Source organism: Frigoribacterium sp. MCBA15_019 (genome assembly GCF_001864945.1).
GTDB lineage: Bacteria > Actinomycetota > Actinomycetes > Actinomycetales > Microbacteriaceae > Frigoribacterium.
Genome location: NZ_MJGS01000005.1, coordinates 133,285 through 157,143, shown reverse-complemented (window position 1 = coordinate 157,143; position 23,859 = coordinate 133,285). Strand labels below are relative to the sequence as shown.

Below are 23,859 nucleotides of genomic sequence, written 5' to 3'. Positions count from 1 at the left end.
GCTCGCGCCTCCTGGTCTGTGACGGTGTCGGTGGCGGTCATCCCTTGACCGCCCCGGTGAGCCCGCCGACGATGCGGCGTTCGAAGAGGCTGAAGAAGATCAACGCGGGCAGCATCGACAACGCCGTGAAGGCGAGCACCCGGGCCGTGTCGACCGAGTACTGCGACGAGAACGCCTGCACGCCGAGCGGCAGGGTGAACGTCGACGGGTCGTTGAGGATGAACAGCGGCAGCAGGTACGAGTTCCAGGCGCCGATGAACGCGAGGATGCCCACGGTGATCACGCCGGGCAGCGACAACCGCACCACCATGCGGAAGAAGAAGCCGAGGCGGCTGCAGCCGTCGATGAACGCGGCCTCCTCGATCTCGTCGGGGATCGCGCGGAGGAACGGCACGAGGATGATGATCGTCGTCGGCAGGGCGAAGGCGATCTGCGGCAGGATCACGCCGGCCAGCGAGTTCGTCAGCCCGAGGTCGCGGATGACGAGGTACAGCGGGGTGATCGCGACGGTCATCGGGAACATCAGCCCCGCCGCGAACAGCGCGTAGAGCACCCCGCGACCGGCGAAGCGGTACCGGGCCAGCACGTAGCTGGCGGCCAGGCCGAGCGCGACCGTGCCGATCGTGGTCGCCCCGGCCGAGATCAGCGAGTTGCCGACCTGCCGCCAGAACGTGCCGCCGGTCAGGACGTCGAGGTAGTTGCCGACCTGCCACGGGCTGGGGAACCCGGACGGGTCCGTCGTGATCTGCGCGTTGGTGCGGAAGCCGCCGATCACGATGAACGCGACGGGCGCGAGCATCGCCACGATGACGACCGCCGCGACCACGTACGCGACGCCGCGTCCGGGATCGGCGATGCCGCGCCTCCTGCGCTTGGGCGGTCGGTCGCCGGTGGCGGCGGGCCCGCGGCCCCGAGGAGGCGCGGTGAGGGTCGAGGCGGTCATCGTTCTTCTCCTGCGGTGGTCGCCGAGGTCGTGACGGCCCCGGCCGTGTCGCGTCGCAGCACGTAGCGCTGGTAGACGAGGGCGACGACGAGCGAGATGAGGAACAGCACGACCGCGACGGCGTTGCCGTAGCCGTAGCTGCCCGAGGTGCGGCCGTTCGCGACCATGTAGGTCGCCATGGTCGAGGTGCCCGCGGTCGCCGCGATGTACTGACCCCAGATGATGTAGACGAGGTCGAACAGCTGCAGCGAGCCGATGATCGACAGGAACGCCCAGATGCGCAGGGTCGGGCCGAGCAGCGGCAACGTGATGCGGCGTTGGATCTGCCACCAGCTCGCGCCGTCGATGGCCGCGGCCTCGCTCAGCTCTTCGGGCACGCCCTGCAGTCCGGCAAGGAAGAGGATGACGGCGAAGCCGACGTACTTCCAGGTGATGATCACCAGCAGCGTCCAGATGGCGATGCTGGGGTCGGCGAGCCAGTCGGTCGCGAGCGAGCCGAGGCCGACCTTGGTGAGCAGGTCGTTGACGGCGCCGCTGCCCTGGAGCATGAGGCTCCAGCCCGTGCCGACGACGACCTCGCTGATGACGTACGGCACGAAGATCAGCACGCGGATCAGCGACTGACCGCGCAGCTTGCGGTTGAGCAGCAACGCGAGGCCGATGGCGACCGGGCCCTGCAGCACGAGCGAGAGCACGACGATCGTCGCGTTGTGCCGCAGGGCGTCGAGGAAGGTCGGGTCCTGGAAGATCGTGACGTAGTTGCGGAACCCGACGAAGTCGGTCGGCGGGCCGAAGCCGGACCAGCTGAAGAAGCCGTAGTAGGCGGCCATCACGATCGGGAACACCACGAAGGCCAGGAACACCACGAGGGCGGGGCCGACGAGCAGGGCGATCTCGAGGCCGCGGGCGCCACGCCCCTTCCGGGACACGGCCCGGGAGGCCGCCGGGGGCGAGGCGAGCGCCTCGCCCCCGGCGGTGGCGTGAGGCCGCGAGGGTGCGGCGGGCCGCACGGAGGGTTCGCGGAGACTCACGATCCGACCTCTACGCCTTCTTGGCGGCGGCGTCGACGGCGTCGACGAACTGCTGCGGCGTGCCGTCGCCCGAGAGCAGGTCGACCACGGCGACGTTCATCGCGTTGCCCACGTTCAGGCCGTAGACGGTGTCGAGCCACTGCGAGACGAACGGGGCGTCGTTGTAGGCGCTGAGCACGTCCTGCAGGTAGGGCTCGGTGACGGCCTCCTGGGCGACCGTGTTGACGGGAGGCGCGTTGAAGGCCCTGTAGTAGGCCGTCTGCACGTCGGGGGTCGCCAGGTAGTTCAGGAAGTCGACGCACGAGTCGGGAGCACCGGCCGAGCACGAGTACCCGTCGACGCCGCCCATGATGGCGCCGGTCTCGCCGTCACCGCCGTCGACGGCGGGGAAGGGGAACCAGCCGAGGTCGGCCAGCGGCTGCTGGTCGGGCGTGAGCGAGGCGATGACGCCGGGGTTCCAGGCACCCATGAGCTCCATGCCCGCCTGGTGGTTGGCGATGAGGCCGGCCGAGCTGCCGGCGCCCTGCTGGGCGGCAGTCGTGAGGAACCCGTCGTTGAAGGGCTCGGTGTCGCGGAAGTCGGCGAGGTCCTCGGCGGCCTTGACCCAGCAGTCGTCGCTGAAGTCGCGGTCGGCAGCGGCCTGCTCGAGCACGTCGCTGCTGCAGGCGCGCAGGGCGAAGAAGAAGTACCAGTGGGCGGCGGGCCAGGCGTCCTTGCCGCCGAGCGCGACGGGCGAGACACCCGAGCCCTTAAGGGCGGTGACGGCCTGGTCGAGCTCGTCCATCGTCTTCGGGGCCTCGGTGACGCCGGCCGCGTCGAAGAGGTCCTGGCTGTACCAGAAGCCCCCGGGCAGGACGGCGACGGGCATCGAGTAGACCTTGCCGTCGACCGAACCCGACCCGAAGGTGCCCTCGCTGATGTCCTGCTTCGCGTCGTCCGAGATGACGTCGGTGAGGTCCTTGACCTGTCCGGCCGAGACCATCGCCTGGAGCTTGCCGCCGCCGCGCTGGAGGAACACGTCGGGGGCGTCGCCCGAGTTGAGGGCCGTCTGCAGCTTGCTGTCGAAGTCCTCGTTCTGCACGGTCTGGACGTCGATCTTCACGTCCGGGTTGGCCTTCTCGAAGTCGGCCGCGGTCGCCGTCCAGAAGTCCTGGCCGGGGCCGGTCGTCGAGTTCTGCCAGAGGGTGAGCGTGCCGTCGTCCGACCCGCCTCCGCCCCCGGCGCTGCAGCCGGTCAGCAGTCCCGCTCCGATCAGCAGGGCCGCAGACCCGGCCAGGAGCCGTCGAGATGTGGTCATGGTTCCACCTTTTCCTCTTCGTTGAGCGGCCGTGGTCGGCCGAGCGTGCCGTGCTCCGATGCGCGGCATGGCCTCAGTGTCAAAAATGTCCGGGACGGTGTCAAACGTTTTCGAAAACCATTTCCGTCGGGCTAGGCTGCCGACGTGATGACGGCACGGGTGACGATCCACGACGTGGCACGGGCGGCCGGGGTGTCGGTCGCGACGGTGTCGAAGGCGGTCAACGGGCGCTACGGCGTCTCGGCCCGGGCGATCGAGCGCGTGATGGCGGCGGTCGACGAGCTCGGCTACGAGTCGAGCCTGGTGGCCAGCAGCATGCGGGCCCGCCGCACCGGCGTGATCGGGGTGCTGGTCGCCGACTTCGAGCCGTTCAGCTCGGAGGTCCTCAAGGGGGTCGGGGCGGCCGTGCGGTCACGGGGTGCCGAGTACGACCTGCTGGCCTACAGCGGGGCGCACCGCGGCGAGAACACCGGGTGGGAGCGTCGATCGCTGAGCCGGTTGAGCGGCACGTTGATCGACGGGGCGATCCTCGTCACGCCGTCGGTGCTGACGACGGCCGCGAGCATCCCCGTGGTGGCCGTCGACCCGCACACCGGGCGTACCGACCTGCCGTCGGTCGAGGCTGACAGCCGCGGCGGCGCGTTGCTCGCGGTCGAGCACCTGCTCGGCCTGGGCCACCGGCGCATCGGCTTCCTGGCCGGGCGCCCCGACCTGCGGTCGGCGTCGTTGCGCGAGGCGGGCTACGTGCAGGCGCTGCGGGCGGCCGGCATCACGCGCGACCCGGGGCTGACCCGCAACGGCGACTTCGAGTTGACGGCTTCGCGACAGGCGGCCCGCTCGCTGCTGACCAGTGCCGACCGGCCGACCGCCGTCTTCGCCGCCAACGACCTCTCGGCCATCGCCCTGCTGCGCACGGCCCTCGACCTCGGTCTGCGCGTGCCCGACGACCTCAGCATCGTCGGGTTCGACGACATCCCCGAGGCGTCGCGCGAGTCGCCGCCGTTGACGACCGTGCAGCAGCCCATGCAGCGACTCGGCAGCGCGGCGGCGGGCATGCTCTTCACGATGCTCGAGGGCGGCGAACCGGCCGCGCCCGAGGTGCAGCTGCCGACCCGGCTCGTGGTTCGCGGGACGACGGGGCCGCCGCGCGGGTGAGGCTCGCGCATTCCACAATCATTCGCGATCACGTATGGTTGTGGTCACCATGGCCGAGGTGAGCGCATCCGAATACGCGAGGGAGCACGACATCTCGGTCCGGCGCGCCCAGGCAGCAGCAGCAGCGGGTCGTCTCGACGCGAGGCGGGTCGGAGGGCGGTGGTTGATCGACGACGCTCTTCCTCATCGGCACCTTCCCGGTCGACCGCTCTCGCGTCGGTCCGCCGATGCCCTCATGGCACTGCTCTCCGACGCCCCCGACTGGGCCGAGGGTCTCTCGCCGAGTGAGCGCGGTCGGACCACCGCCCGCGTCGCCGAGCTCCGCCTTGAAGCGAGGCCGTCCGCCAGGCTCGCCCCGTGGCTGCGGACGGCGTACCCGGCCGCCCTCGAATTCGAGGCTCCCGCAGACGACCTCCCGGATCTCCGATCGGATGCCCGACTGACCCCCGGGGGCAGCAGCGACGACCGGTCGGGCATGAACGATGGAGGCAGGCTCGAGGCGCACGTGTCCACGGTCGACCTCGACGCCGTCGTCCACGAGTACCTGCTCGTCCCGTCCCGCCGACCGAACGTCGTGCTCAGGGTGCACGACGGTGCCGCACCGCGCCCGCTGCCACTCGGTGCACTCATCGCCGACCTCGCGACGAACACCGGGCCTCGAGAACGGGCCGCGGCCGACAGGTTGATCCTCGAGGGCGCGCGATGATCGTCGCCCCGGCACTGCGAACCGCCCAGGCCGAGGCATGGCACGCCCTATTCGAGGTGCACGCCCGCCTGCCGACCGGCTGGGCCGTCGTCGGCGGCCAGATGGTCCAGTCACATTGCTGGGAGCGCGGGTCGACGTCCGCCCGCCCCACGAACGACGCGGACACCGTGCTCGACGTGCGTGCCCATCCGACGATGTTGCTGCGGTTCACGACGGTCCTCCACGACTGCGGCTTCGTCGCGGACGGCCAGAGCTTCGAGGGCCATCAGCACCGCTGGGTCCGGGGCGGCGCTCAGATCGACGTCCTCATCCCCCGCTTCCTCGGCGAGCGGGCATCCTCGCGCCGCGGGGTCACCGGCGGGACGACCCTCGCCGCACCGGGCGCTCAAGGTGCGGTCGACCGGGCGCGCCCCGTCGAGGTCCGGGTGAACGGCCGTGACGGCGTCGTCTCGCGGCCGACGTTGCAGGGCGCACTCCTCGCCAAGGCCGCGGCCGTCGAGATCCCGGGAGACGACCACACGCGACACCTCGTCGACATCGCCACCCTCGGGTCGCTCGTCTCACGGCGAGATCGAGTGGGGGTGGACGTCACCGAGACCGAACGTCGGCGCATCCGTGCCGCCCTCAGCCTCATCGAGCGGGACCCGCTCGTCTGCCGGGTCGCGGATGTCGACCCGATCGTGATCGACCGGCTGCGACTGGCATTCGCCTGACGACCCCCGCAGACCCCGGTGTCGCCCTTGACACCAGAGTCCGTGCCGGGAATTCGGGCTCCCGACGGTGCCGGCGGTTCGGGCCGCCGACGGTGTCAGCGGTTCGGGCCGCCGACGTCGTGCCGCGACGGGGTCGGTCGGGCACGGGGTGCCCAGGAGCACCCGGGCATGTCTTCGGAGCGGCACGCCTCCCCCGTTTGGGTGACGTCGCGAGAAAATCGGAAACGCAGGAGGCGCGGGTCACGCGACCCGCGCCTCCTGCGTCCTCGAGGCCGTCAGGCCCGACCGATCAGGCCAGTCCGATCAGGCCCAGAGGAACGGCACCACGAACGCCAGCAGCGTGACGACCGGCCCGATGACCACCATCGAGAGACCCCATCGGGTCAGGTGGCGGTAGAGGCGGGGCCGGTCCTCCTCGACACCCGAGGCGACGATGGTCGCGCCGGTCGTGCCGAACGGAGCGCAGTCGACGAGCGAGGCGGAGATCGCCAGGGCGTAGATGAAGCCGGTCATCTCGAGTCCGCCGCCCGGGACGAGCAGGGGGACGGCGAGCGGGATGAGCGCACCCAGGATGCCGATAGTCGAGGCGAAGGCCGACACGAGGCCGGCGATCACGCAGATGACGAACGCGGCGAGGAGCGGCGACGAGACCGAGCGCGCGACCTCGCCGAGCTGGTCGATGGCACCGAGCCGCGTCAGGACGCCGACGTAGGTGATGATCCCGCCGAGCAGCAGGATGGTGTTCCAGTCGATGCGCGCCAGCGACGCACGGCCGACGTCGGGCTTGAGGAAGGCGAGGAAGACGGCGAGCGTCAGCGCGACCGCACCGAGGTTGAGGTCGACGTCGAGCAACGTGATCGTGAAGAAGCCGACGATCAGCACCGGGATGCTCACGAGCACGACGAGCTGGTAGGCGCCGAGTCGGGTGGCGGTGGTCGGCTCGGCGAGGACGGCGGTGCCGCCCTGACCGTGCCCACCACCGGTGACGGAGGTGCCGCTGGCCCCGCCGATGCCGCCGGTGCCGCCGGCCGCCACCGTGGCCCGGGCGACGCCCGCCGCCCGGGTCCGGGCGATGAGCTCGCGACCACCGAACAGGAAGAACGCGACCAGCACGACGAGCGTGTTCACGCCGACCGAGAGGCCGAACATCAGACCCGGGTTGTACGGGATGCCCGAGGCCCGCGCCACGGTCATGACCGTGATGCCGTTGATGCTCGTCGGGGCCAGGGCGCCGCCGACGATGGCCGAGCTCATGACGATGCCCATCATCGTCGAGTGGATCTTGTGCTTGTGCGCCAGGCTCATCGCGATCGGCACGATCGTGAAGGCTGCGTGCGACGTCCCCAGGCACGCGACGAGCGTGCCGATGACGAACATCGCCCAGGGGATGAGTGCCACGCGGTCGCCGATCAGTCCGACCGAGCGGTCGACCAGCCAGTCCACGACGCCGGTCTCGCGGGCGATGCCGAACAGGTAGGTGATGCCGAGCAGGATCAGCAGGGCGTCGACCGGGAAGCCGCCGAGGACGTCGTCGAGGCTCTCGCCGACGACGAGCACGCCGACCAGGAGGGCGGCGACGAGCGCCAGGGCGCCCATGTGCACGTTGCGGATCGCCGAGAGGGCGAAGACGGCGACGAGGACGATCAGCGCGACGAGCTCGACGCTCATGAGGTCGCCGCCGGGGTCGGGTCGGTCGGGTCGGGGGTGAAGGGCATCGTCGTCGATCTCCTGGTTGGGGGTGTCACGGGGTCGGGGGGGGGAAAGCCGAGGAGGCGCGGGTCAGCGACCCAGCGCGAGCCCGGCCCGGTAGGCCGCCAGCGCCGCCTCGGGCACGTCGGCGAGGTCGTCCAGTCGCACGAGGGCGCCGGGGGCCACGTCGGCCACGAGTCGCGCGCCGCCGAGCAGGTAGTAGGGGGCGATCCCGTCGTCGTCGGGATCGACGATCACGGGTGCGACACCGGCGATCTCGTGGTGGTGGCCTTCGACGCGGAAGGCGGTGCCGGCCGACAGGGCCTCGCCGGCCCGGGCCGCGAGGACCGTGTGCTGCCGGGGCTCGGGCAGGCGCGACGTCCCGTCGACGGCGGCGACGATGCTGAGCGGGGTCTCGACGCCCATGAAGTGGTACGGCCAGTAGATGCAGGCGTGACGGCCGTCGCGGCTGACGACGTGGCCCTTGCCCCGCAGCGTCTCCCAGGTGACGGGGTCACCGGTGCGGACGATCACGAAGACGCCGCCGGCGAAGCTGGCCTCGCCCGGCAGGCGGAGCATCGAGAAGACGTCGACGACGCCGGTGCGACCGAGCAGACCGCCGTCCTCGCGTGCCGTGTACAGGTCGGCGAGCTCGTCCGGGCGGGCGACGGGGTAGTGCATGGCCTCGACGTCGGCGCGGGCGCCGGTGTAGAGCGAGACGACGTTCATCTCGCACGAGTCGGCGGCCGCCGCCCGCTTGAGGCCGGCGACCGCGGCGGCACGCGCCTCGACGGTCGCCAGGGGGTCGTCGCCCAGGTCGAGCAACGACGCGAGGGCCGGGGCGTCCACGGTCGTGCCGGCCTGGTCGACGACGCCCGTGGCGGGGTCGAACGCGAGGTCGTACTCGCCCGACTTGCCGAGGGCCACGACGTCGAAGCCGCACTCGAGAACCCACGAGACGAGACGCAGCAGGTTCGCGGGCTGGTCGCCGTCGCCGGGCAGGTACCGCAGGCCGGCCGCACGGGCCTTGGCGCTCAACGCCACTCCGGCCACCGACTCGACCTCCTTGCTGACCATGACGACGTGCACGCCGCGCTCGAGAGCGGTGTCGGCGTAGCGGTGGCCGGCCTCGATGCGACCGGTGGCCTCGACGAGGACGTCGACACCGTCCCAGTCGACGGCCGAGGCGTCCGCGATCACGGCGACCGAGCCGGCCGACACCGCCTCGGCGGTGGCCGCTGCCGTCGACGGCGTCGCGACGGACGAGGCGGGCACTCCGAGCTGGTGGAGCATGGCCGTCACCCCGGCGACGTCGGGGTCGACGAGCTGCGTGGCCGTCATGTCGGGCAGACGGCGCAGCTGGTCGAGCAGCGTGCGGCCGTACCCACCGTTCGCACCGGTCAGGAGGACGCGGACCGGAGTCGCGCGAGACGTCGTCGAGTGGAGGATCACCGTTGTTCCCGTTCGTTCAAGAGGCCAGGAGCGGCCCGGGCGAGCATGGCAACTGTAGCGAGACTTATCAAATTGTCAAACATCGCACCAAATAGTCACATAGACTGTCCCCGCTCGCGGCGCCGACACGGCAGCACCGCGAGCCCGCCCGCCACCGAGAGGTCCCGCATGTTGATAGGTGCCGTCGCCGACGACTTCACCGGAGCCACCGATCTCGCCTCGGGGTTCCGCCGCCGCGGCCTCGAGACGGTGGTCGTCGTCACCCCCGCAGCCGTCGAGCCGGCGACGTACGCGGGCGTCGACGCCGTCGTGGTCGCCCTGAAGACCCGCACGGCCCCGGTCGACGAGGCCGTCGAGCGGTCGACCGCCGCCCTGTCCTGGCTGGTCGAGGCCGGCGCCGAACGATTCGCCCTGAAGTACTGCTCGACCTTCGACTCGACCGACGAGGGCAACATCGGGCCCGTCCTCGACGCCTTCCGCGACCGGCTCGGGGTCGACCGGGCGATCGTCGTCCCCGCGTTCCCCGCGAACGGCCGCACCGTCCGCGACGGTCGTCTCTTCGTCGGCGACGACCTCCTCGAGGACTCGTCGATGCGCCACCACCCGTTGACGCCCATGACGCGCTCGAGGCTGCGCGACCTCCTCGCACCCCAGACACCGACCCCCGTGACCGAGGTTCCCCTGGACGACGTCCGCGCCGGGGTCGACGCGCTCCGATCGGCCCTCGACGACGCGCCGTCGGGCTACCTCGTCGTCGACGCCGTGGACGACGCCGACCTCGAGACGATCGGTCGGGCGACGGCACACCACCGCCTCCTCAGCGGCGGAGCGGGCCTGGCCCTCGGGGTCGGTGCCGACGACGCCCCACCACCCGCCCTGCCCGCCGAGTTCTCGCACGTGAGCGGGCGCCGCCTGGTCGTGTGCGGGTCGGCGTCCGCCGCCACCCGCGGCCAGATCGCCCACGCGGCGGCCACCCACCCCACGCGCAAGGTCGACCTCTCGGCCGCCGCGACCGACCCCGCGGCCGAGATCGCGGCACTCGCCGACTGGGTGCGAGGTCTCGACGCCGATTCCGTCCCCGTCGTCTACTCGGTGGGTGACCCGTCCGACGTCGTGGCGGAGGGCCCCCGCGGCCTGTCGACCTCGACTCCGCCGGCCGCGTCCGTGGTCGAGGCGGTCCTGTCGACCCTCGTGCACGACCTCGTCGCCGACGGCACGGTCGGGCTGGTCGTCGTCGCCGGTGGCGAGACCAGCGGTGCCGTCGTGACGGCACTCGGGGCACCCGCCCTGGTCATCGGGCCGCCGCTGGGCCCGGGCGTCTGCTGGAGTGCCGCCACGACGAGTGACGGCCGACCGGTCGCCCTCGTCCTGAAGAGCGGCAACTTCGGTGCCGCCGACCTGTTCTCGACCGCCTGGGAGGCCCTCTCGTGACCGCAGTGACCGCACGGACCGCAGTCGAACGACTCGTCGAGGCCGGGCGGGCCCTCGTCGCCGCCGGCCTCAGCCCCGGCAGCTCGGGCAACGTCAGCGTCCGCGACGGCGACCGTCTGCTGATGACCGGCACCGGCACCATGCTGGGGTCGCTCACCGACGGCGACCTGTCGGTGCTCGCCCCCGACGGCACGCTGCTCGCCGGCCCGAAGCCGTCGAAGGAGGTCGCGCTGCACCGAGCGATGTACCTCAAGAACCCCGAGCACCAGGCCGTCGTCCACGTGCACTCCCCGTCCGCCGTCGCCCTGTCGTGCCTCGAACCCTGGTCGGAGCACTGCGCCGTGCCCCCGCTGACGCCGTACTCGCTCATGCGGGTCGGCCAGGTGCCGCTGCTGCCCTTCGTCGCCCCGGGCGATCCCGCCATGGGGTCGCTCGTCACCGACAGCCCCCTGCCGTTCCGGGCCGCATTGCTGTCCAACCACGGCAGCGTCGTCAGCGGCGAGGACCTCGACCGCGCGGTCCTCGGCGCCGTCGAGGTCGAGGAGGCCTGCCGGATCGCCCTGCTGACCCTCGACGCCGACCGCCGCCTCATCCCCGCCGACCAGGTGCTCGCCATCACCGCGGCCTCGGGCATGCCGTGGACGGGCCCTGCCGCACTAGGCTGACCGACGCGAGAAAGGCCGACGTGTCCCCCACAGCCCCCCTCATCCCCGAGCAGCGGCGCGAGAGCATCGTCGAGCACCTGCAGCGCGAGCGCGTCCTCAGCTATCGACAGCTGACCGACCTGCTCGGCGTCAGCCAGATGACGATCCGGCGCGACGTCGCGACCCTCGAGGACGAGGGCCGCGTCACGGCCACGCCCGGTGGCGCGAAGCTGACGCCGAGGCTGCTGGTCGAGGCGAGCCGTGACGTCAAGCAGGACGTCGACGTCGCTCAGAAACAGGCCATCGCCCGCGAGGCGGCCGCCCTCGTGCGCGACCACATGACCGTCTACCTCGACGCCGGCACGACCGTGCAGGCCATGCGCGAACACCTCGACGACGTCACCGGCCTGACGGTCGTCACCAACGACCTCGCGACCGTCCGGTCGTTCTTCGACCACCCGGACGTCGACCTCATCGTCGTCGGGGGCCGTGTCGACAGCGCGAACCAGTCGACGCTCGGGCGGCTGACCAGGTTGACCCTCACCGAGCTGTCGCTCGACCTGGCGTTCATCTCGTCGAGCTCGTGGGACCTCGCGCACGGCGTCACCACGCCCGTCGAGGCCAAGGTCGAGGTCAAGCGGGCCGCGCTCGAGGTCGCCGAACGCTCGGTGCTCGTCGCGGACAGCTCGAAGTACGGGCGCTTCGGCAAGTACCGGGCCCTCCGCCTCGCCGAGCTCCAGACCATCGTGACCGACGACCGGCTCGAAGACGACGCGACGCAGGCCCTCCTGGACGCCGGACTGGACCTGGTGGTCGCCGCCCCGTGATCAGCGGGGGACGACCGAGAACAGGAACTTCTTCTTCACCATCACCCAGAGCAGCATCACCGAGGCCAGGTGGACGATCGTGCCGACGATCACGCTCGAGCGGTCGAGACCGGGGATCGACGCGACGGCCAGCACGAAGAAGACCTGCCAGATGAACACGTACAGGCTCGCCTGCCCGAGGGGGACGTAGAACCAGCCGAACGCGGTCGAGATCGGCTTCCAGAACACGGTGAGGATCGCGTAGACGCAGACGACCACGAGCGCCACGTCGACCAGGCGGCCCCACTGCATGTCGACCCGCTGGTAGCCGGTCGCGTACAGGGTGTCGTACAGACCCGACGGGATCGGCCCCGGGCTGAAGCCGTAGGCGTGACCGGCCCAGATCAGCGCGAGGAACCCGGCGTAACCGACGACCCCCACGCCCACCAGGACCTTGCCGAGCCGGGTGGTCAGCGCCGCCACGATCTGACGCCGGTACCAGCCGATCACGAGCCCGTGGGTGAAGAGCACCTGCCAGGCGAAGAGCGGGAACACCGGCTCAAACTGCGACGGCAGCAGGTGGAAGTCCGGGAAGACCACACCGACGGCGTAGAGCGCCCAGCTCACCAGCAAGACGGCCCACCAGGCACGTCGTCTGATCGCCCACATCAGCGCCGGGATCGTCAGGCTGAGCACGACGAACAGGCCCATGATGTTGAACGGCCACGGCCCCATCTCGAGCAACAGCAGCTGGCGCACCGCGTACCACGGCGGCGGGTAGTCGAGCAGGCGGTCGACGTTCGGGTAGAGGTCGTAGACGCGTCCCTCGGCCGACGTGCCCGTCATGCCCGTGCCGCGGTCGGTGAAGGTCGTGATCGCGGCGGTGTTCAGGAACGGCACGAAGCTCAGCGCGAAGACGATCAGGATGACCGCGAGCGTCACGACGTATTGCTTGCGCGCCCGGACGAACGCGCCGATCGCCGCGGCCTTCTCTCCGTATTTCTTGACCCCGAGCGGATAGACCATGCCGAGCACGATGCCGCTGAGGAACACGAACATCTCGGCACCCGTGATCGCCCCGACGGCCTTGAGCGTGACGAACGAGAACGGTCCGGCGACCTCGATGTGCGTGATGACGACGGCCAGGATGATGAACCCACGGAACAGGTCGATGCGCAGGTCACGGGCGGGTGAACCGTCGTCGGGGTAACGCCAGCGGGGCAGCAGGCGTCCCACGACTCCGCTCACCAGGAAGGCCAGGGCGAGCGCCCCGGCACAGGCCACGATCCAGCCCATCTCGTCGCCACCGCCGTCGCGCACCTGCACGGTCGCGGCGTCGCCGTCGGTCGAGGTCACCCGGTCGGTGACCGGCCCGAGGTCGATGCGGTCGCTCGCCTCGAGGTCGGTGCGCAGGGCCCCCGCGATTCCCGGCTCGGCCGTGGCCCGCCAGTCGACGGGTCGGTCGCCGGCCTCGGCCTCGTCGCGTTCCACCTCGAGCCAGGTGACGCCGGCGATCCGGTCGTGGGTCGGCAGGGCGTCGAACACCTGGCGCCACCAGCCCTGCTTGACGTCGAGTTCGGACGCACCGTCGAACTCGTCGGCGTAGAGGGCGCCCGTGTCGAGCAGCATCGGCCGGTCGCGCCCCTCGGCGAACCGCTCGTAGAACGTCGAGGGCTGCGTCTCGGTGTAGCCCCAGGTCTCGTCGAAGCGTCCCTCGACCTCGCCGGTGGCCGGGGCCTGGTTCTCGACCAACGGCACCGACGTGCCGGCGGCCGTCGAGGCGCTGCCCTTGGCGAAGTAGAACATCGACTGGCCGACCCAGTCGACCGCGTCGTCGCCGGGGTAGTACGGCCCGTAGGGGTCGTCGGCCTCGGTCACGCGCCCGTCGTCGTTCGTGTCGAGCAGGTCGACGTCGCTCGAGGGGGTCTCGGTGAGGCGGCCGACGGCGTCCGAGAACGGATAGCCCGCACCGTACGACGGAGCCCAGACCATCCGTGCCCGGGAGTCCCCCGCGTGGACCACGTCGGCCAACGTGCGGAACGCGCCGACGAACGCGGTGGGTTGCTGCCCCCACCGCTGCCAGTTGCCGTTCATCTCGGGCGCGAAGCGCACCAGCTGCAGCGTGCCGTACTGCTGGTCGATCTCGGTCAGCAGGTCGTCGGCCCGACGCGCGTCGGCGGCGTCGAGGTCGCCGAGCCGCCCGGTGGGCTCGAGGCTGACCACGAGCACGGCGCCCTGGGCGGCCGCGGCACGGGCCGACCGTCGCCACTCGTCGGCGGCCCGGCCGTCGAGCGGGTAGTCGATGTTGACGCCGTACAGCGACGGCGTCGCGCCGAGTCGAGCGGCATAGCCGTCGGGGCCGTCCGAGCCCCAGTCGAGGTCCGGACCGAACCACGTTCCCGAGGGTCCAGGAGGCGCGGTGGCGGCCGACGCGGACGTCGCGTCCCCGAGCACCACCGGTCCCAGCGCCACCGGCACGAGGGCCGCGACGGCGAGCAGGGCCGCGCCGATCCGGCGGGCGAGCCGCCGCCGCGGCGCCGGCGCCGACGGGTGGTTCAGCGTCGGCACACGAGCGTCCACACGTTCCGGCCGTCCTCGTGGCGGTAGTCGAGACTCTCGAGGCTGAGCAGCGCCAGGGCCAGGCCGCGGCCGTCCTCGTCCTCGAGGTCGGCCATCGAGACGGCGCTGAGGTCGATGTCGCTGGGCATGCCGTTGTCGTGGAACACGGCCGTCAGGCGGTCGTCGGTGGCCGACAGCTCCAGGGTGAAGCGTCGGCCGAGGTCCGCCTCGGAGCGACGGGAGTGCTCGATGACGTTCGCCGCGATCTCGACGATCGCGGTCTCGAACGAGAAGCGCGTCTCGAGCGAGTCGTCGCCGAGCGAGGTCCACCAGGACTCGAAGGCGTTCTGCACCAGGTCGATGCTCTCGGGTTCGACGGCCACGTCGATCACGACGGGGCCGGGACGCTCAGTCATCGAGGGCGGCCGCGACCGAGGCGCGGGGCTTCAGGATGCGGTCGAGGTTCGTCAAGCGCAGCACCATCGAGACCTGCTCGGTGGGGGCGACGAGCCGCAGGTCTCCCCCGGCCTGACGCGCCGACTTGAGGCACGACACGAGGGCTCCGAGGCCCGACGAGTCGACGAAGGTCGTGCCCGAGAGGTCGACGACGATGAGCCGGTCGCCGGCGGCGAGGCGCGCCGCCACCTCGTCGCGCAGTTGGGGTGTCGAGACGACGGTGAGACGCCCCTGCGGTGAGAGGACGCAGCCGCCTTCGACGGCTTCGACGGTGACGGTCATCATGATGGTTCCTTGTCGTGGGGTGCCGAGGGCCCCGGATAGAGGACGGCCCGGACGATGATGCTGAAGATCACCAGGTCGAAGAGCACCCAGGCGATGTTGACGAGCGGCGCGATGCCCTCGGCCTGCCCGGTGGCGTAGCGGACGCCGACGAGCACGAGCGCGGCGACGAGGCAGGCGGCGGCCCAGATCTGCGGGCGGACGAGGTCCCACCGGGGGCCGGTGGCCGCCTGCTTGGTCTTGGGGGTGACCGAGAACCCGAGCGCCCGGCCGCGGTAGACGTTCTGGAAGGCCGTGGTGACCGACGCGATCCAGACGGGGAAGAGCGCCAGCGAGTACTGCTGCCCCCGCCAGGTCGGCCTGCCGGCCGCGACCACCCAGAACAGCACCTGGTTGAGCACCAGGAAGGGGATCAGGCGGGCGAAGAAGTCGACGCTGTAGGCCTGCACCGGGACGACGCCGAACGACAGGCACAGCACGGGCGCGGCGATGTAGACCACGGCCGCGAATCCCGAGAGGTAGCTCCACATGGTGGAGAAGTACATGAGACGCTGACCCCACGACAGCCCCTTCTGCACGAGCGGGTTCTCGCGGAAGAACACCTGCATGGTGCCCTGGGCCCAGCGCAGACGCTGCGTCATCATGGTGGCCAGGTCTTCGGGGGCGAGCCCGATCGCCAGGGTCTCGTCGTGGTAGACCGACCTCCAGCCCAGCCCGTGCAGGCGCATCGCGGTGGCCATGTCCTCGGTGACCGAGATCGTGGCCAGGGGCATGATCGCCTGGGCCTCGGAGCCGCGGTCGACGTCGAGCGCGCCGACGAGCAGCGAGATCGACTCGATGGCGGCCAGCGGCGAGGACGACCGCTGCGCGAGCAGGTCGAGGGCTGCCTCGTCGAGGGCGTCGAACGTGTCGGGACCGAGCGACATGGCGGCGAGATCGGCGAGGTCGCCCTTCATGGCCGCGAGGTCGGCGTCGGCGAAACGGAAGGCGATCGTGTCGATGCTGCGCTGGAACCGGTAGGTGACGTCACCGATGGACTCGCCCGCGGCGAACTCGGCCCGGGCCCGCTCGACGACGGTCTCGGCGTCGTCCAACGCCTCGAGCACGCGGGGCTGGTCGACGGCTTCCTCCCGTGCCCGGACGAGCAGTTTGCGCGAGGTGCGGACGGCCCGACGCACGGCGGCCTCGACCTCGGTGACGTACCGCGCGACGCCCAACTGCATCAGCGCCTCCCGACGGAGGACCGCGTTCGATCCGCAGAAGAACGCGCTGTTCCAGCCGTCCTTCGACTGCTGGATGGGCCCGTAGAACAACGGCGCCTGGCTGCCCAGGGGGTCGGACTCGGGCACGTTCTCGAACCACTGCGGCGTCTGGACGAGCGCGATGCGCTCGTCCTTGAAGTAGCCGAGGGTGCGGTCGAGGATCTCGGGCTTCGGCACCTGGTCGGCGTCGAGGATCAGCAGGAACTCGCCCTCGGTCGAGAGGAGCGCGTTGTTGAGGTTGCCGGCCTTCGCGTGGCGCGGCCGGTCGGCCCAGTCGTCCGACCGGGTGATGACGCCGATTCCGGCGGCCTCGGCCGCGGCCCGGATCTCGGGGCGACCGCCGTCGTCGAGTATCCACGTCGTGTGCGGGTAACGGATGCGCTGCGCCGCGAGGGCGGTGCGCATGACGAGGTCGACCTCTTCGTTGTAGGTGGTGACGAAGACGTCGACCGTGACCCGCGTCTCGAGGGTGTCGGGGTCGGGTGCGGCCGGCGGCTCGCCGCGCTCCCGAAGCCGCCAGGCACCGAGGCCGAACAGCAGGGAGTCAATCACGCTGTAGGTCTCGGCGAGGATCAGCGGCACCGCGATCCACCACGACGACCAGTTCACCGACGCGGCCCACCGCCAGACGATGTAGTTCAGGCCGGCGAGCGACGCCAGAAGCACCACGACGCGGATCGCGACGATGCGGCGACCGGGTGTGGTGCGGTCGAGCAGCCGCTGGTCGCGGCGACTGAGGGTGTCGGTCACGCGCGACGGTCCATCACGACGACGGTGACGTCGTCGCGTGAGAGTCGTCGGTGTGTGAGGGCCGCCATGGACTCGAGCAGGCCGGGCCCGTCGGAGCCGCCCGCGCGGGGCTGCGTCGCGAGCCGCCCGACCTCGAGGGCCCAGTCAAACTCGTCGTCGAGGACGTCGAGCACTCCGTCGCTCATGACGATCAGCTGGTCCCCGACGCCCAGGCGGGTCGTCTCGGTGACGTGCTGCTGCTCGTCGAGCCCCAGGGGCAGCCCCGTGCCCGCGAGGTGCTGGACGGTGCCGTCGGCTCGGACGATGACCGCCAGCCCCGACCCGGCGTCGACGAACGACAACTCGTCCGTGTCGAGGTCGAGGACGGCGTGGAAGTAGGTGACGAACGACCCGGTGCGCTGCAGGTCGGTCTGCACGGCCCGTTCGATGCGGTCGACCGCGAGGCCGAGTTCGCGTCCGGCGGCGACGTGCGGTGAGGCCGCCCGGCAGGCCGCCCGGACGGACGAGCCGATGATGGCCGCCCCGACCCCCTTGCCCATCACGTCGCCGACCGCCATGTGCACGAACCTGCCGATCAGCCCGTAGTCGTAGTAGTCGCCCCCGACGCTCAGCGACGGCAGGCAGATCCCCTCGACGTGGACGCCCTCGACCTCGAGGGGCTCTGCCGGCAACAGCGCCTGCTGCGTCGACCGGGCGGCCGAGGCCTCGGCGTCGGCGAGCAGCTCGACCTGCGCCCAGGCGGCCAGGTCGCGGAACTCGACCATCTCGTCGTCCGAGAGCTGCCGGGGCTCGGCGTCCATCAGGCAGAACGAGCCGACGACGTTGCCCGAGCCGTCGCGCAGCGGGTGCCCGACGTAGAAGCCCAGCCCGTTGTCGTTGAAGGCCCCGAGGTCGGCGAACCGCGGGTCGACGCGGGCGTCGTCGGTGGTGATGATCTCGCCCGTGTCGGTCACGAGGCTGCACGGGGTGTCGGTGCGAGCGGACTCGGGGTCGGCGAAACCGGCCCGGCCGACGTAGAGCGCGCGCTCGTGGTCCATGACGGTGACGGACGACAGCGGCACGCCGAACACGGCCCGGGCGACGCGGGTCACGCGGTCCAGGCGGTCCTCGTGGCCGGACTCGACGATGCCGAGGCTCTCGACCGCCCGCTGCCGACGTTCTTCGCGGGCTTCGTCCCTGATCACGCGGCTCCCCTCAGTGGGCGCGCCTGGTGGGAGCGTGCCGTTCTCCGAACGGCTCAACGATGCCACAGACCCCCCTCCTCGGTCATGACCACAAAAAGGGGGACATCGAGGAGGCGCGGTGCCGGAGGGCGCATGACAAACCTTGCCATCGCGTTTAGGATCAGCGCATGGCCACCATGAACGTCTCCCTGCCCGACGGGCTCAAGCATTTCGTCGAGGCCCAGGTCGGCGAGCGCGGGTACGGCACGAGCAGCGAGTTCATCCGCGAGTTGATCCGCCGTGAGCAGGCACGCACGCGCCTGCGCGACCTCGTGGTCGAGGGCATGGCGTCGGGGTCCGGCTCGGACCTCGACGAGCAGTACCTCGACGGCCTGCGTGACCGCGTGCACCGCGCCCGGGCTGACCGCGCGTGAGCCGCCGCGTCGTGACCTCCCGACGCGCCGACAGCGACATCGAGTCGGCCGTCGACCACTACCTCGACGAGGGGGGCCACGGAGCCGCACTCGACTTCGTCGACGCCCTCGACGACGCCCGATCGCTCATCTCGGCGCATCCCACCCTGGGCTCGTCCCGATTCGCCGTCGAGACGGGCATCGACGGCCTGCGCAGCATCGCGCTCCGTCGCTTCCCGTTCGTGCTGCTCTACACGGACGACGCGAACGCCGTCAGGGTCCACCGGGTGTTGCACACCAGCCGAGATCTCCCGGCCGAGTTCTCCGGACCCTGACGGCCGAGGAGGCGCGGTGCCGGTCGACCGGCACCGCGCCTCCTCGAGGGCTAGCGTCAGCGGACGAAGGCCACCGTGGCGTCGACCATCTGCTCGATGTCGAGTCGGACAGGGACCCCCGTGGGGGCGGCCGTGAGGACGCCCACGGTGCCGTGGGGCGTGACGACGACCGCGCCGCCTCCGGCCACCGGGGAGTCGGCCGTGGCCGAACCGGTGAAGAGGCGACCCCCGAGGGAATCGATCCTGTCGTCCTCGACCCGTTCGAGCGAGAGGCCGTCCGAGTCGGGCACCGCGTCGTCCATCTCGGCCTCGGTGTTCTCCTCGACCTCGGCGTAGAAGCCGACACGCGTGCCGTCCGCCTCGCTGGTCCACGTGCAGGCCGCGCCCCCGTCCTCGACCTCGGAGGTCGTCGCGTCGAGCGTGAGGCCCTCGACGGCCTGGCCCAACACGGTGGCGACTGTGTCGCAGTCGGCCGGGAGCGCGATGTCGCCTCGACCGGTCTGCTCGGCGGCGTCGGCCGTGGCCGTCGCCTGACCGGTCGACGACCGACCGGCGTCACCGGAGTCGTCACCGCCGCCGGTGCAGCCGGCGAGCAGCAACGTGAGCGCGACGGCCCCGGTGACGGTGGCGAGTGCTGGTGTGGTGGTGAAGCGCATGATGATCCCCCGATGGTGCGCCGGACCCCTTCCGACGACCGCCTCAGCCTAGACGGGTCGGTCCACCTCGGGGCCGGTCAGTTGCCGGGCCAGAACCGGGCGATCAGGTCCTGGATGAAGGGGATCAGGTCCTGCACCTGGTCGACACCGGCGATCGCGACGGCCACGAGGGGCCACAGCGACACGACGAGGGTCGAGATCACGGCCGCCACCCCGAGCACCCAGGCCAGGGCACCGTTGCGCACCTTCACGATGAGCAGCAGCAACACCAGGGCCAGGACGTAACCGATGGCGATCCCCGCGGCGATCGAGCCGACGGGCACGTCGAGGGCGCCGGCCGTGCCGCCGTCCGCCGCACCGATCAGGGTGAGGACGGGCAGCAGCACGCCGACGACGATCAGCACGCAGAGGACGACCGAGGTCACCAGGGCGGCCCAGACGGCCCGCGGCCGGGGGCGTCGGGTCGTCATCGAGGTGCGCCGCCCGAACATCACTTCTCCGTCGTCGAGACGGCGTCGCCGTCTACGACGACCTGCGCGTCGCTGTCGGAGTCGACCTCGACGGTCACCGTGCCGCCGTCGACCGTCACGGTCACGTCGGCGCCGTCGGCGTCGGCGTGGCGGCCGTCCGAGGAGGCGCGGGTGGCGTCGCCGTCCGAGGCCCGGTTCTCGTCCACCGCGTCGGCCACGCCGTCCACGGCGTCGGCGGCCTTCTCGCGGGCGCCGGCGACGACCTCGGACGTCTTGTCGAGTGCGGCGTCGGTCGCGTCGGCGGTCGCCGAGCGGGCGTCCTCGCCGCGGTCCGCCGCGGAGTCGCGGGCGTCGGCAGCAGCGTCCTTCGCCTGCTCGGCCACGTCGCGGGCCTTGTCGGCGACGTCGTCGGCCTCGTCGGCCGCCTTCTCGCCGACCTCGGCCGCGGTGGCCTTGGCCTGCTCGGCGACCTCGCCGGCCTTGTCGCCCAGCTCGCGGGCCTTGTCGGACAGGTCGCTCGCCGCAGCCGCGGCCTTGTCGGACAGGTCGCTCGCGGCGGCCCCGGCGCGGTCGCGTGCCTCACCGGCGGCGGCCTTCGTCTTCTCGCCGGCCTCCTTCGCCCGGTCGCCCGCGGCCGAGGCGGCGGCGCCGACCTTGTCGCCCGCGTCCGAGACGGCCTGCTTCGCCTTGTCCGCCGCGGCGTTGACCTTGTCGGCGGCGTCCTCCTCGGAGTCGAACGGGCCGTGCACGTCCGTGACGGTCACGTTGACCGTGACCTCCTCGCCGTCGAGCTGCCCGACGGCGTGCTGGACCTGCGTGCGGACGGTGTCGGCGAGCGTGGTGACGTTGGTGGGGTACTCGGCGACGACGGCGATGTCGACCACGAGTCCCTCGTCGGTGGTGCCGGCGCGGACGCCCGGGACGGAGCCCGTGCCGATCGCCGTGCGCAGGGCACCGGCCAGCCGCTGGGGTGCGCTGCCGAGAGCGTGGACGCCCGAGACGCCGAGGACGGTGACGCCGATCGTGTGCTCGAGGACCTCCTCGGGCGAGCGGGCCTGGGTGGACGCCGCGGCGTCGATGTCGATGGGTGTGACGTGGTGGGTGGACTCGTTCATGAGACCGGCCTTTCATCGTGGAACGTGGGTGGTGCGACGGACGGCCCCCGTCCTCGGTCGAGGGCGAGGGCCGTCCGCGCGGTGGGGCGACGGGCGTCAGTCGAGGCGGGTGGCCGACGACATCTGGCTGCGGAGTCCGCCGTTGATCTGGATCACGACGGGGGTCTCGGTGCCGAGGACGCCGTCCCAGTGGGCGACGGCCTTGTCGATGCTCCGACGGATGTCCGTCGGCGAGACGCCCCGGCGGGCGTTCGCGGTGACGCGCAGGACCGACTCGCGCTTGACGCGGAAGGCGGTGACGTCCACCGAGACGATGCCCGGGGTGTCGGCCAGCGCCTCCTCGAGGACCTGCTCGGCGACCTTCGCGTCGATCACCAGGCGACCACCGGTGGTCTGGTCACCACGCGAACCCTCGTCGACGGTGAGCAGCGTGCCGGTCTGGCCGTGCCCCTGCCGCAGGGCGAACCAGGCGAGCAGCACGATCAGCACGAGGGCGACCACCGCGACGACCCAGAGGATCCACGGCTGCTCGGTGAGGGCGTCGGTGGTCGGGCCCCTCACGTCGGAGGCACTCTGCGAGACGGTCTGCTGGACGTCGGGCAAGAGGGCGCCGACGGCCACCGCTCCACCGGCGAGCAGGAGCACGAGACCGATGACGAAGACGACGATGCGGTTCAGAGCGCGATTGGTGCTGTTCATGAGCCGACCGTTCCTTTCTCGGACAGCTTGACCTTGTGACGCAGGGCCGGGCTGAAGTCGTAGGCGTCCAGTTCGTCACGGACGGCCTCGTCGATGCTGCGGACGTCTGTCTGACGGCCGGAGGTGCGGGTGACCTCGATCAGGGCGCTGCGCTTTCCGACGCTGACGCTGACCTGCGAGGGGTCGACGTCGCCGGCGTAGCTCGCGGTGCGGGCCAGCGAGCGGGCGATGACCCGGTCGTCGACCACGGCCACGGTGCGCTCGGCCTTGGCGCCACGGCGGCCACGACGGCCCGGGGCGAGCGACACGACGATCAGGACGAGCCCGATCAGCGCGACGACGACCGCGACGGCGGTCAACACGCCGACGGGCGCACTCGCGGCGTCCAGGGTCGAACCGACGAGGTCGGTCGGCGCCAGGAGCAGCGGAGCCGTCCCGACGGCGGCGAGGACCGCCTCGGTGCCGATCCACGCCAGGGCGACGATCAGCAGGACGGCGAGCGTGATGGCGATGCCGGCCCGGGACGAGTGCGTCTCGCGGCGCACGATGCGCTTGTAGAGCGATGCGGTGCTCATGCGACGCGCTTCCTCTCTCGGATGTCGGCACCGGTGATCTGCAGGTCGACCTTGTCGATGCTCGACCCGGTCAGCTGCAGCACACGGTCACGGATGGTGGACTGGGCCGTCGTGAGGCGGTCCAGCAGGGTGCCCGAACGATGTCCGGAGACGCCCAGGGGCGAGACCCGGATGGGGGTCTTGGCGATCACGCTGAGAGCGCCGTCGTGGTCGGCCAGCTCGACCGACACCTTCGACGCGGAGACCTCGAGGGCCTCCGCGGTGACGGCCGAGACGACCCGACGCACGGCACGTGACGTGATCTTGTTCCGGCCGTGGAGGGCCTGGTCGGCCGTCACCGCCGCGGTCACGACGACCGCCGCCCGCGGAGTGCGTCGGCCAGGCCTCGGATGTCGAGCTTGCCCTCGACGACACGACCCACGCCGTAACCGACGGCCATCGCGATCGCGACGAACACGAAGGCCCAGAAGCCGAAGGCCACGGCGGTCAGTGCCAGGACGGCTCCGACCAGGATGCCGGTGGTCGTGGCGGTCACTTGACGCGGCTGTCGTTGTCGTCGTCGTTGTCGTCCTCGGAGGGGATGTAGACGTCCGAGATCGTGACGTTGACCTCGGTGACCTCCATGCCGACGACCTGCGAGATGGCGTCGGTGACGGCCTTGCGGACGTCGTCGGCGACACGCTGCAGCTCGACCGGGTACTCGGCGACGATGACGATGTCGGCGGCGACCTGCTTCTCGCCGACCTCGACCGAGACGCCCTGGCCGCGGTCCTGCTGGTTGATCACGTTGCGGATCGCGCCGATGGCACGAGCGGCACCGTTGCCCAGGTCGTGGACGCCGCGCACCTCGCGGGCCGCGATGCCGGCGACCTTCGAGACGACGCCCTCGGCGATGGTGTTCTTGCCGGCGGCGTGCGACGACGTGTTCTTGGCAGCAGCGGTGCTGGTGCTGGTGGCGGGGGTCACGTTGCTCATGATTTCTCCTTGTGCTGAGGCCGGGTGTGGAGCGGCCGATGTGTGAGTGCCCGTGAAGCGGGTCACATCATTCAGACGCATCGGTCACGACCGGTGTCATGGTGGGTCAGCCAGCTCTCAGTGAACGATCCGTGGCCACTCACTTTTCGGCCATCACGTCCCCCGATCCGGGCGCGGGGTGGTAGTCAAGGAGGCGCAGTGCGGGCCACCCGGCCCGTGCACCAGGTCCCGCCCCGTCCGATCGCAGGAGGTCGTCATCACCACCGACGACCCCCTCCTCGA

At 71.3% G+C, this 23,859-nt stretch carries 26 protein-coding genes; 8 read left to right on the top strand and 18 right to left on the bottom strand.

The features are described 5' to 3' along the window. Nucleotides 1–37: 37 nt before the first annotated feature. The 3 genes from BIV04_RS08460 to BIV04_RS08450 are packed head-to-tail and all read right to left on the bottom strand — an operon-like array spanning nucleotide 38 to nucleotide 3,271. Entirely contained in the window at nucleotides 38–943 is a 906-nt protein-coding gene (locus tag BIV04_RS08460) for a carbohydrate ABC transporter permease (RefSeq protein WP_054147387.1), read from the bottom strand. Beyond that, on the bottom strand, nucleotides 940–1,974 hold the full coding sequence (locus BIV04_RS08455; RefSeq protein ID WP_055977817.1) for a carbohydrate ABC transporter permease: 1,035 nt from the start codon (nucleotides 1,972–1,974) through the stop codon (nucleotides 940–942). Before BIV04_RS08455 ends, BIV04_RS08460 begins: the two co-directional genes overlap by 4 nt. Nucleotides 1,975–1,984: 10 nt before the next feature. After that, entirely contained in the window at nucleotides 1,985–3,271 is a 1,287-nt protein-coding gene (locus BIV04_RS08450; RefSeq protein ID WP_071255781.1) for an ABC transporter substrate-binding protein, read from the bottom strand. A 147-nt stretch (nucleotides 3,272–3,418) separates the two neighbouring features. Here BIV04_RS08450 and BIV04_RS08445 point away from each other — a divergent pair, with 147 nt between their 5' ends. The 3 genes from BIV04_RS08445 (at nucleotide 3,419) to BIV04_RS08435 (ending at nucleotide 5,845) form a co-directional block, all read left to right on the top strand. Then, nucleotides 3,419–4,426, top strand: a complete 1,008-nt coding sequence (locus BIV04_RS08445; RefSeq protein WP_071255779.1) for a LacI family DNA-binding transcriptional regulator — start codon at nucleotides 3,419–3,421, stop codon at nucleotides 4,424–4,426. A 235-nt stretch (nucleotides 4,427–4,661) separates the two neighbouring features. Beyond that, on the top strand, nucleotides 4,662–5,132 hold the full coding sequence (locus BIV04_RS08440; protein WP_255364221.1) for a hypothetical protein: 471 nt from the start codon (nucleotides 4,662–4,664) through the stop codon (nucleotides 5,130–5,132). Continuing rightward, on the top strand, nucleotides 5,129–5,845 hold the full coding sequence (locus BIV04_RS08435) for a hypothetical protein (protein ID WP_071255775.1): 717 nt from the start codon (nucleotides 5,129–5,131) through the stop codon (nucleotides 5,843–5,845). Before BIV04_RS08440 ends, BIV04_RS08435 begins: the two co-directional genes overlap by 4 nt. A 303-nt stretch (nucleotides 5,846–6,148) precedes the next feature. On the opposite strand, the gene BIV04_RS08430 is transcribed toward BIV04_RS08435, so the two are convergent. Next, entirely contained in the window at nucleotides 6,149–7,513 is a 1,365-nt protein-coding gene (locus tag BIV04_RS08430) for an SLC13 family permease (RefSeq protein ID WP_071255774.1), read from the bottom strand. A gap of 111 nt (nucleotides 7,514–7,624) precedes the next feature. Continuing rightward, the gene (locus tag BIV04_RS08425) at nucleotides 7,625–8,986 is read right to left on the bottom strand and encodes a homoserine dehydrogenase (protein WP_071255772.1); all 1,362 of its coding nucleotides are present in this window, start codon (nucleotides 8,984–8,986) and stop codon (nucleotides 7,625–7,627) included. Nucleotides 8,987–9,154: 168 nt separating this feature from the next. Here BIV04_RS08425 and otnK point away from each other — a divergent pair, with 168 nt between their 5' ends. Genes otnK through BIV04_RS08410 form a run of 3 tightly spaced genes read left to right on the top strand, consistent with a single transcriptional unit; the run spans nucleotide 9,155 to nucleotide 11,888 of the window. Then, nucleotides 9,155–10,417, top strand: a complete 1,263-nt coding sequence (gene otnK / locus BIV04_RS08420; RefSeq protein ID WP_071255771.1) for a 3-oxo-tetronate kinase — start codon at nucleotides 9,155–9,157, stop codon at nucleotides 10,415–10,417. Further along, on the top strand, nucleotides 10,414–11,082 hold the full coding sequence (locus BIV04_RS08415; RefSeq protein ID WP_255364219.1) for a class II aldolase/adducin family protein: 669 nt from the start codon (nucleotides 10,414–10,416) through the stop codon (nucleotides 11,080–11,082). The genes otnK and BIV04_RS08415 overlap by 4 nt, the downstream gene beginning before the upstream one ends. A gap of 20 nt (nucleotides 11,083–11,102) precedes the next feature. Continuing rightward, the gene (locus BIV04_RS08410; protein ID WP_071255767.1) at nucleotides 11,103–11,888 is read left to right on the top strand and encodes a DeoR/GlpR family DNA-binding transcription regulator; all 786 of its coding nucleotides are present in this window, start codon (nucleotides 11,103–11,105) and stop codon (nucleotides 11,886–11,888) included. Here BIV04_RS08410 and opgC read toward each other — a convergent pair whose 3' ends face one another. From opgC to BIV04_RS08385, 5 genes are read right to left on the bottom strand one after another with little or no spacing between them, the layout of a single operon-like run. Further along, entirely contained in the window at nucleotides 11,889–14,435 is a 2,547-nt protein-coding gene (gene opgC, locus BIV04_RS08405) for an OpgC domain-containing protein (protein WP_071255766.1), read from the bottom strand. Next, nucleotides 14,423–14,842: an ATP-binding protein gene (locus tag BIV04_RS16765; protein ID WP_143048621.1), complete on the bottom strand. Its 420-nt coding sequence runs from the start codon at nucleotides 14,840–14,842 to the stop codon at nucleotides 14,423–14,425. Before BIV04_RS16765 ends, opgC begins: the two co-directional genes overlap by 13 nt. After that, entirely contained in the window at nucleotides 14,835–15,167 is a 333-nt protein-coding gene (locus BIV04_RS08395; RefSeq protein WP_055977855.1) for an STAS domain-containing protein, read from the bottom strand. The genes BIV04_RS16765 and BIV04_RS08395 overlap by 8 nt, the downstream gene beginning before the upstream one ends. After that, nucleotides 15,164–17,143, bottom strand: coding sequence for a glycosyltransferase (locus BIV04_RS08390; protein ID WP_071255827.1), 1,980 nt, complete (start codon nucleotides 17,141–17,143; stop codon nucleotides 15,164–15,166). The genes BIV04_RS08395 and BIV04_RS08390 overlap by 4 nt, the downstream gene beginning before the upstream one ends. A 29-nt stretch (nucleotides 17,144–17,172) precedes the next feature. Next, nucleotides 17,173–18,360: a PP2C family protein-serine/threonine phosphatase gene (locus BIV04_RS08385; protein WP_071255763.1), complete on the bottom strand. Its 1,188-nt coding sequence runs from the start codon at nucleotides 18,358–18,360 to the stop codon at nucleotides 17,173–17,175. Nucleotides 18,361–18,527: 167 nt separating this feature from the next. Between BIV04_RS08385 and BIV04_RS08380 the strand changes: the two genes are divergently transcribed. Both BIV04_RS08380 and BIV04_RS08375 read left to right on the top strand, forming a co-directional pair. Continuing rightward, a complete protein-coding gene (locus BIV04_RS08380; RefSeq protein ID WP_071255761.1) occupies nucleotides 18,528–18,773 on the top strand; it encodes a type II toxin-antitoxin system ParD family antitoxin in 246 nt (81 codons plus the stop codon). 11 nt (nucleotides 18,774–18,784) lie between these two features. Further along, complete coding sequence (locus tag BIV04_RS08375; protein WP_255364218.1) at nucleotides 18,785–19,087, top strand: type II toxin-antitoxin system RelE/ParE family toxin; 303 nt, start codon at nucleotides 18,785–18,787, stop codon at nucleotides 19,085–19,087. A 56-nt stretch (nucleotides 19,088–19,143) separates the two neighbouring features. Here the strand turns inward: BIV04_RS08375 and BIV04_RS08370 are convergent, their stop codons facing one another. The 8 genes from BIV04_RS08370 to BIV04_RS08335 form a co-directional block, all read right to left on the bottom strand. Further along, nucleotides 19,144–19,743 carry a hypothetical protein gene (locus BIV04_RS08370; RefSeq protein ID WP_071255758.1) on the bottom strand — a complete coding sequence of 200 codons (600 nt, stop codon included), beginning with the start codon at nucleotides 19,741–19,743 and terminating at the stop codon, nucleotides 19,144–19,146. A 77-nt stretch (nucleotides 19,744–19,820) separates the two neighbouring features. After that, on the bottom strand, nucleotides 19,821–20,213 hold the full coding sequence (locus BIV04_RS08365; RefSeq protein WP_083396295.1) for a hypothetical protein: 393 nt from the start codon (nucleotides 20,211–20,213) through the stop codon (nucleotides 19,821–19,823). 20 nt (nucleotides 20,214–20,233) lie between these two features. Continuing rightward, nucleotides 20,234–21,328: an Asp23/Gls24 family envelope stress response protein gene (locus tag BIV04_RS08360; RefSeq protein WP_071255756.1), complete on the bottom strand. Its 1,095-nt coding sequence runs from the start codon at nucleotides 21,326–21,328 to the stop codon at nucleotides 20,234–20,236. A 96-nt stretch (nucleotides 21,329–21,424) separates the two neighbouring features. Further along, entirely contained in the window at nucleotides 21,425–22,027 is a 603-nt protein-coding gene (locus tag BIV04_RS08355; protein ID WP_071255755.1) for a hypothetical protein, read from the bottom strand. Beyond that, nucleotides 22,024–22,602 carry a DUF6286 domain-containing protein gene (locus BIV04_RS08350; RefSeq protein ID WP_071255754.1) on the bottom strand — a complete coding sequence of 193 codons (579 nt, stop codon included), beginning with the start codon at nucleotides 22,600–22,602 and terminating at the stop codon, nucleotides 22,024–22,026. Before BIV04_RS08350 ends, BIV04_RS08355 begins: the two co-directional genes overlap by 4 nt. Further along, complete coding sequence (locus BIV04_RS08345) at nucleotides 22,599–22,952, bottom strand: hypothetical protein (protein WP_071255753.1); 354 nt, start codon at nucleotides 22,950–22,952, stop codon at nucleotides 22,599–22,601. The genes BIV04_RS08350 and BIV04_RS08345 overlap by 4 nt, the downstream gene beginning before the upstream one ends. Further along, entirely contained in the window at nucleotides 22,949–23,137 is a 189-nt protein-coding gene (locus BIV04_RS08340; protein ID WP_071255750.1) for a DUF2273 domain-containing protein, read from the bottom strand. Before BIV04_RS08340 ends, BIV04_RS08345 begins: the two co-directional genes overlap by 4 nt. Next, nucleotides 23,134–23,577, bottom strand: coding sequence for an Asp23/Gls24 family envelope stress response protein (locus BIV04_RS08335; RefSeq protein WP_071255749.1), 444 nt, complete (start codon nucleotides 23,575–23,577; stop codon nucleotides 23,134–23,136). The genes BIV04_RS08340 and BIV04_RS08335 overlap by 4 nt, the downstream gene beginning before the upstream one ends. Nucleotides 23,578–23,859 lie beyond the last annotated feature (282 nt).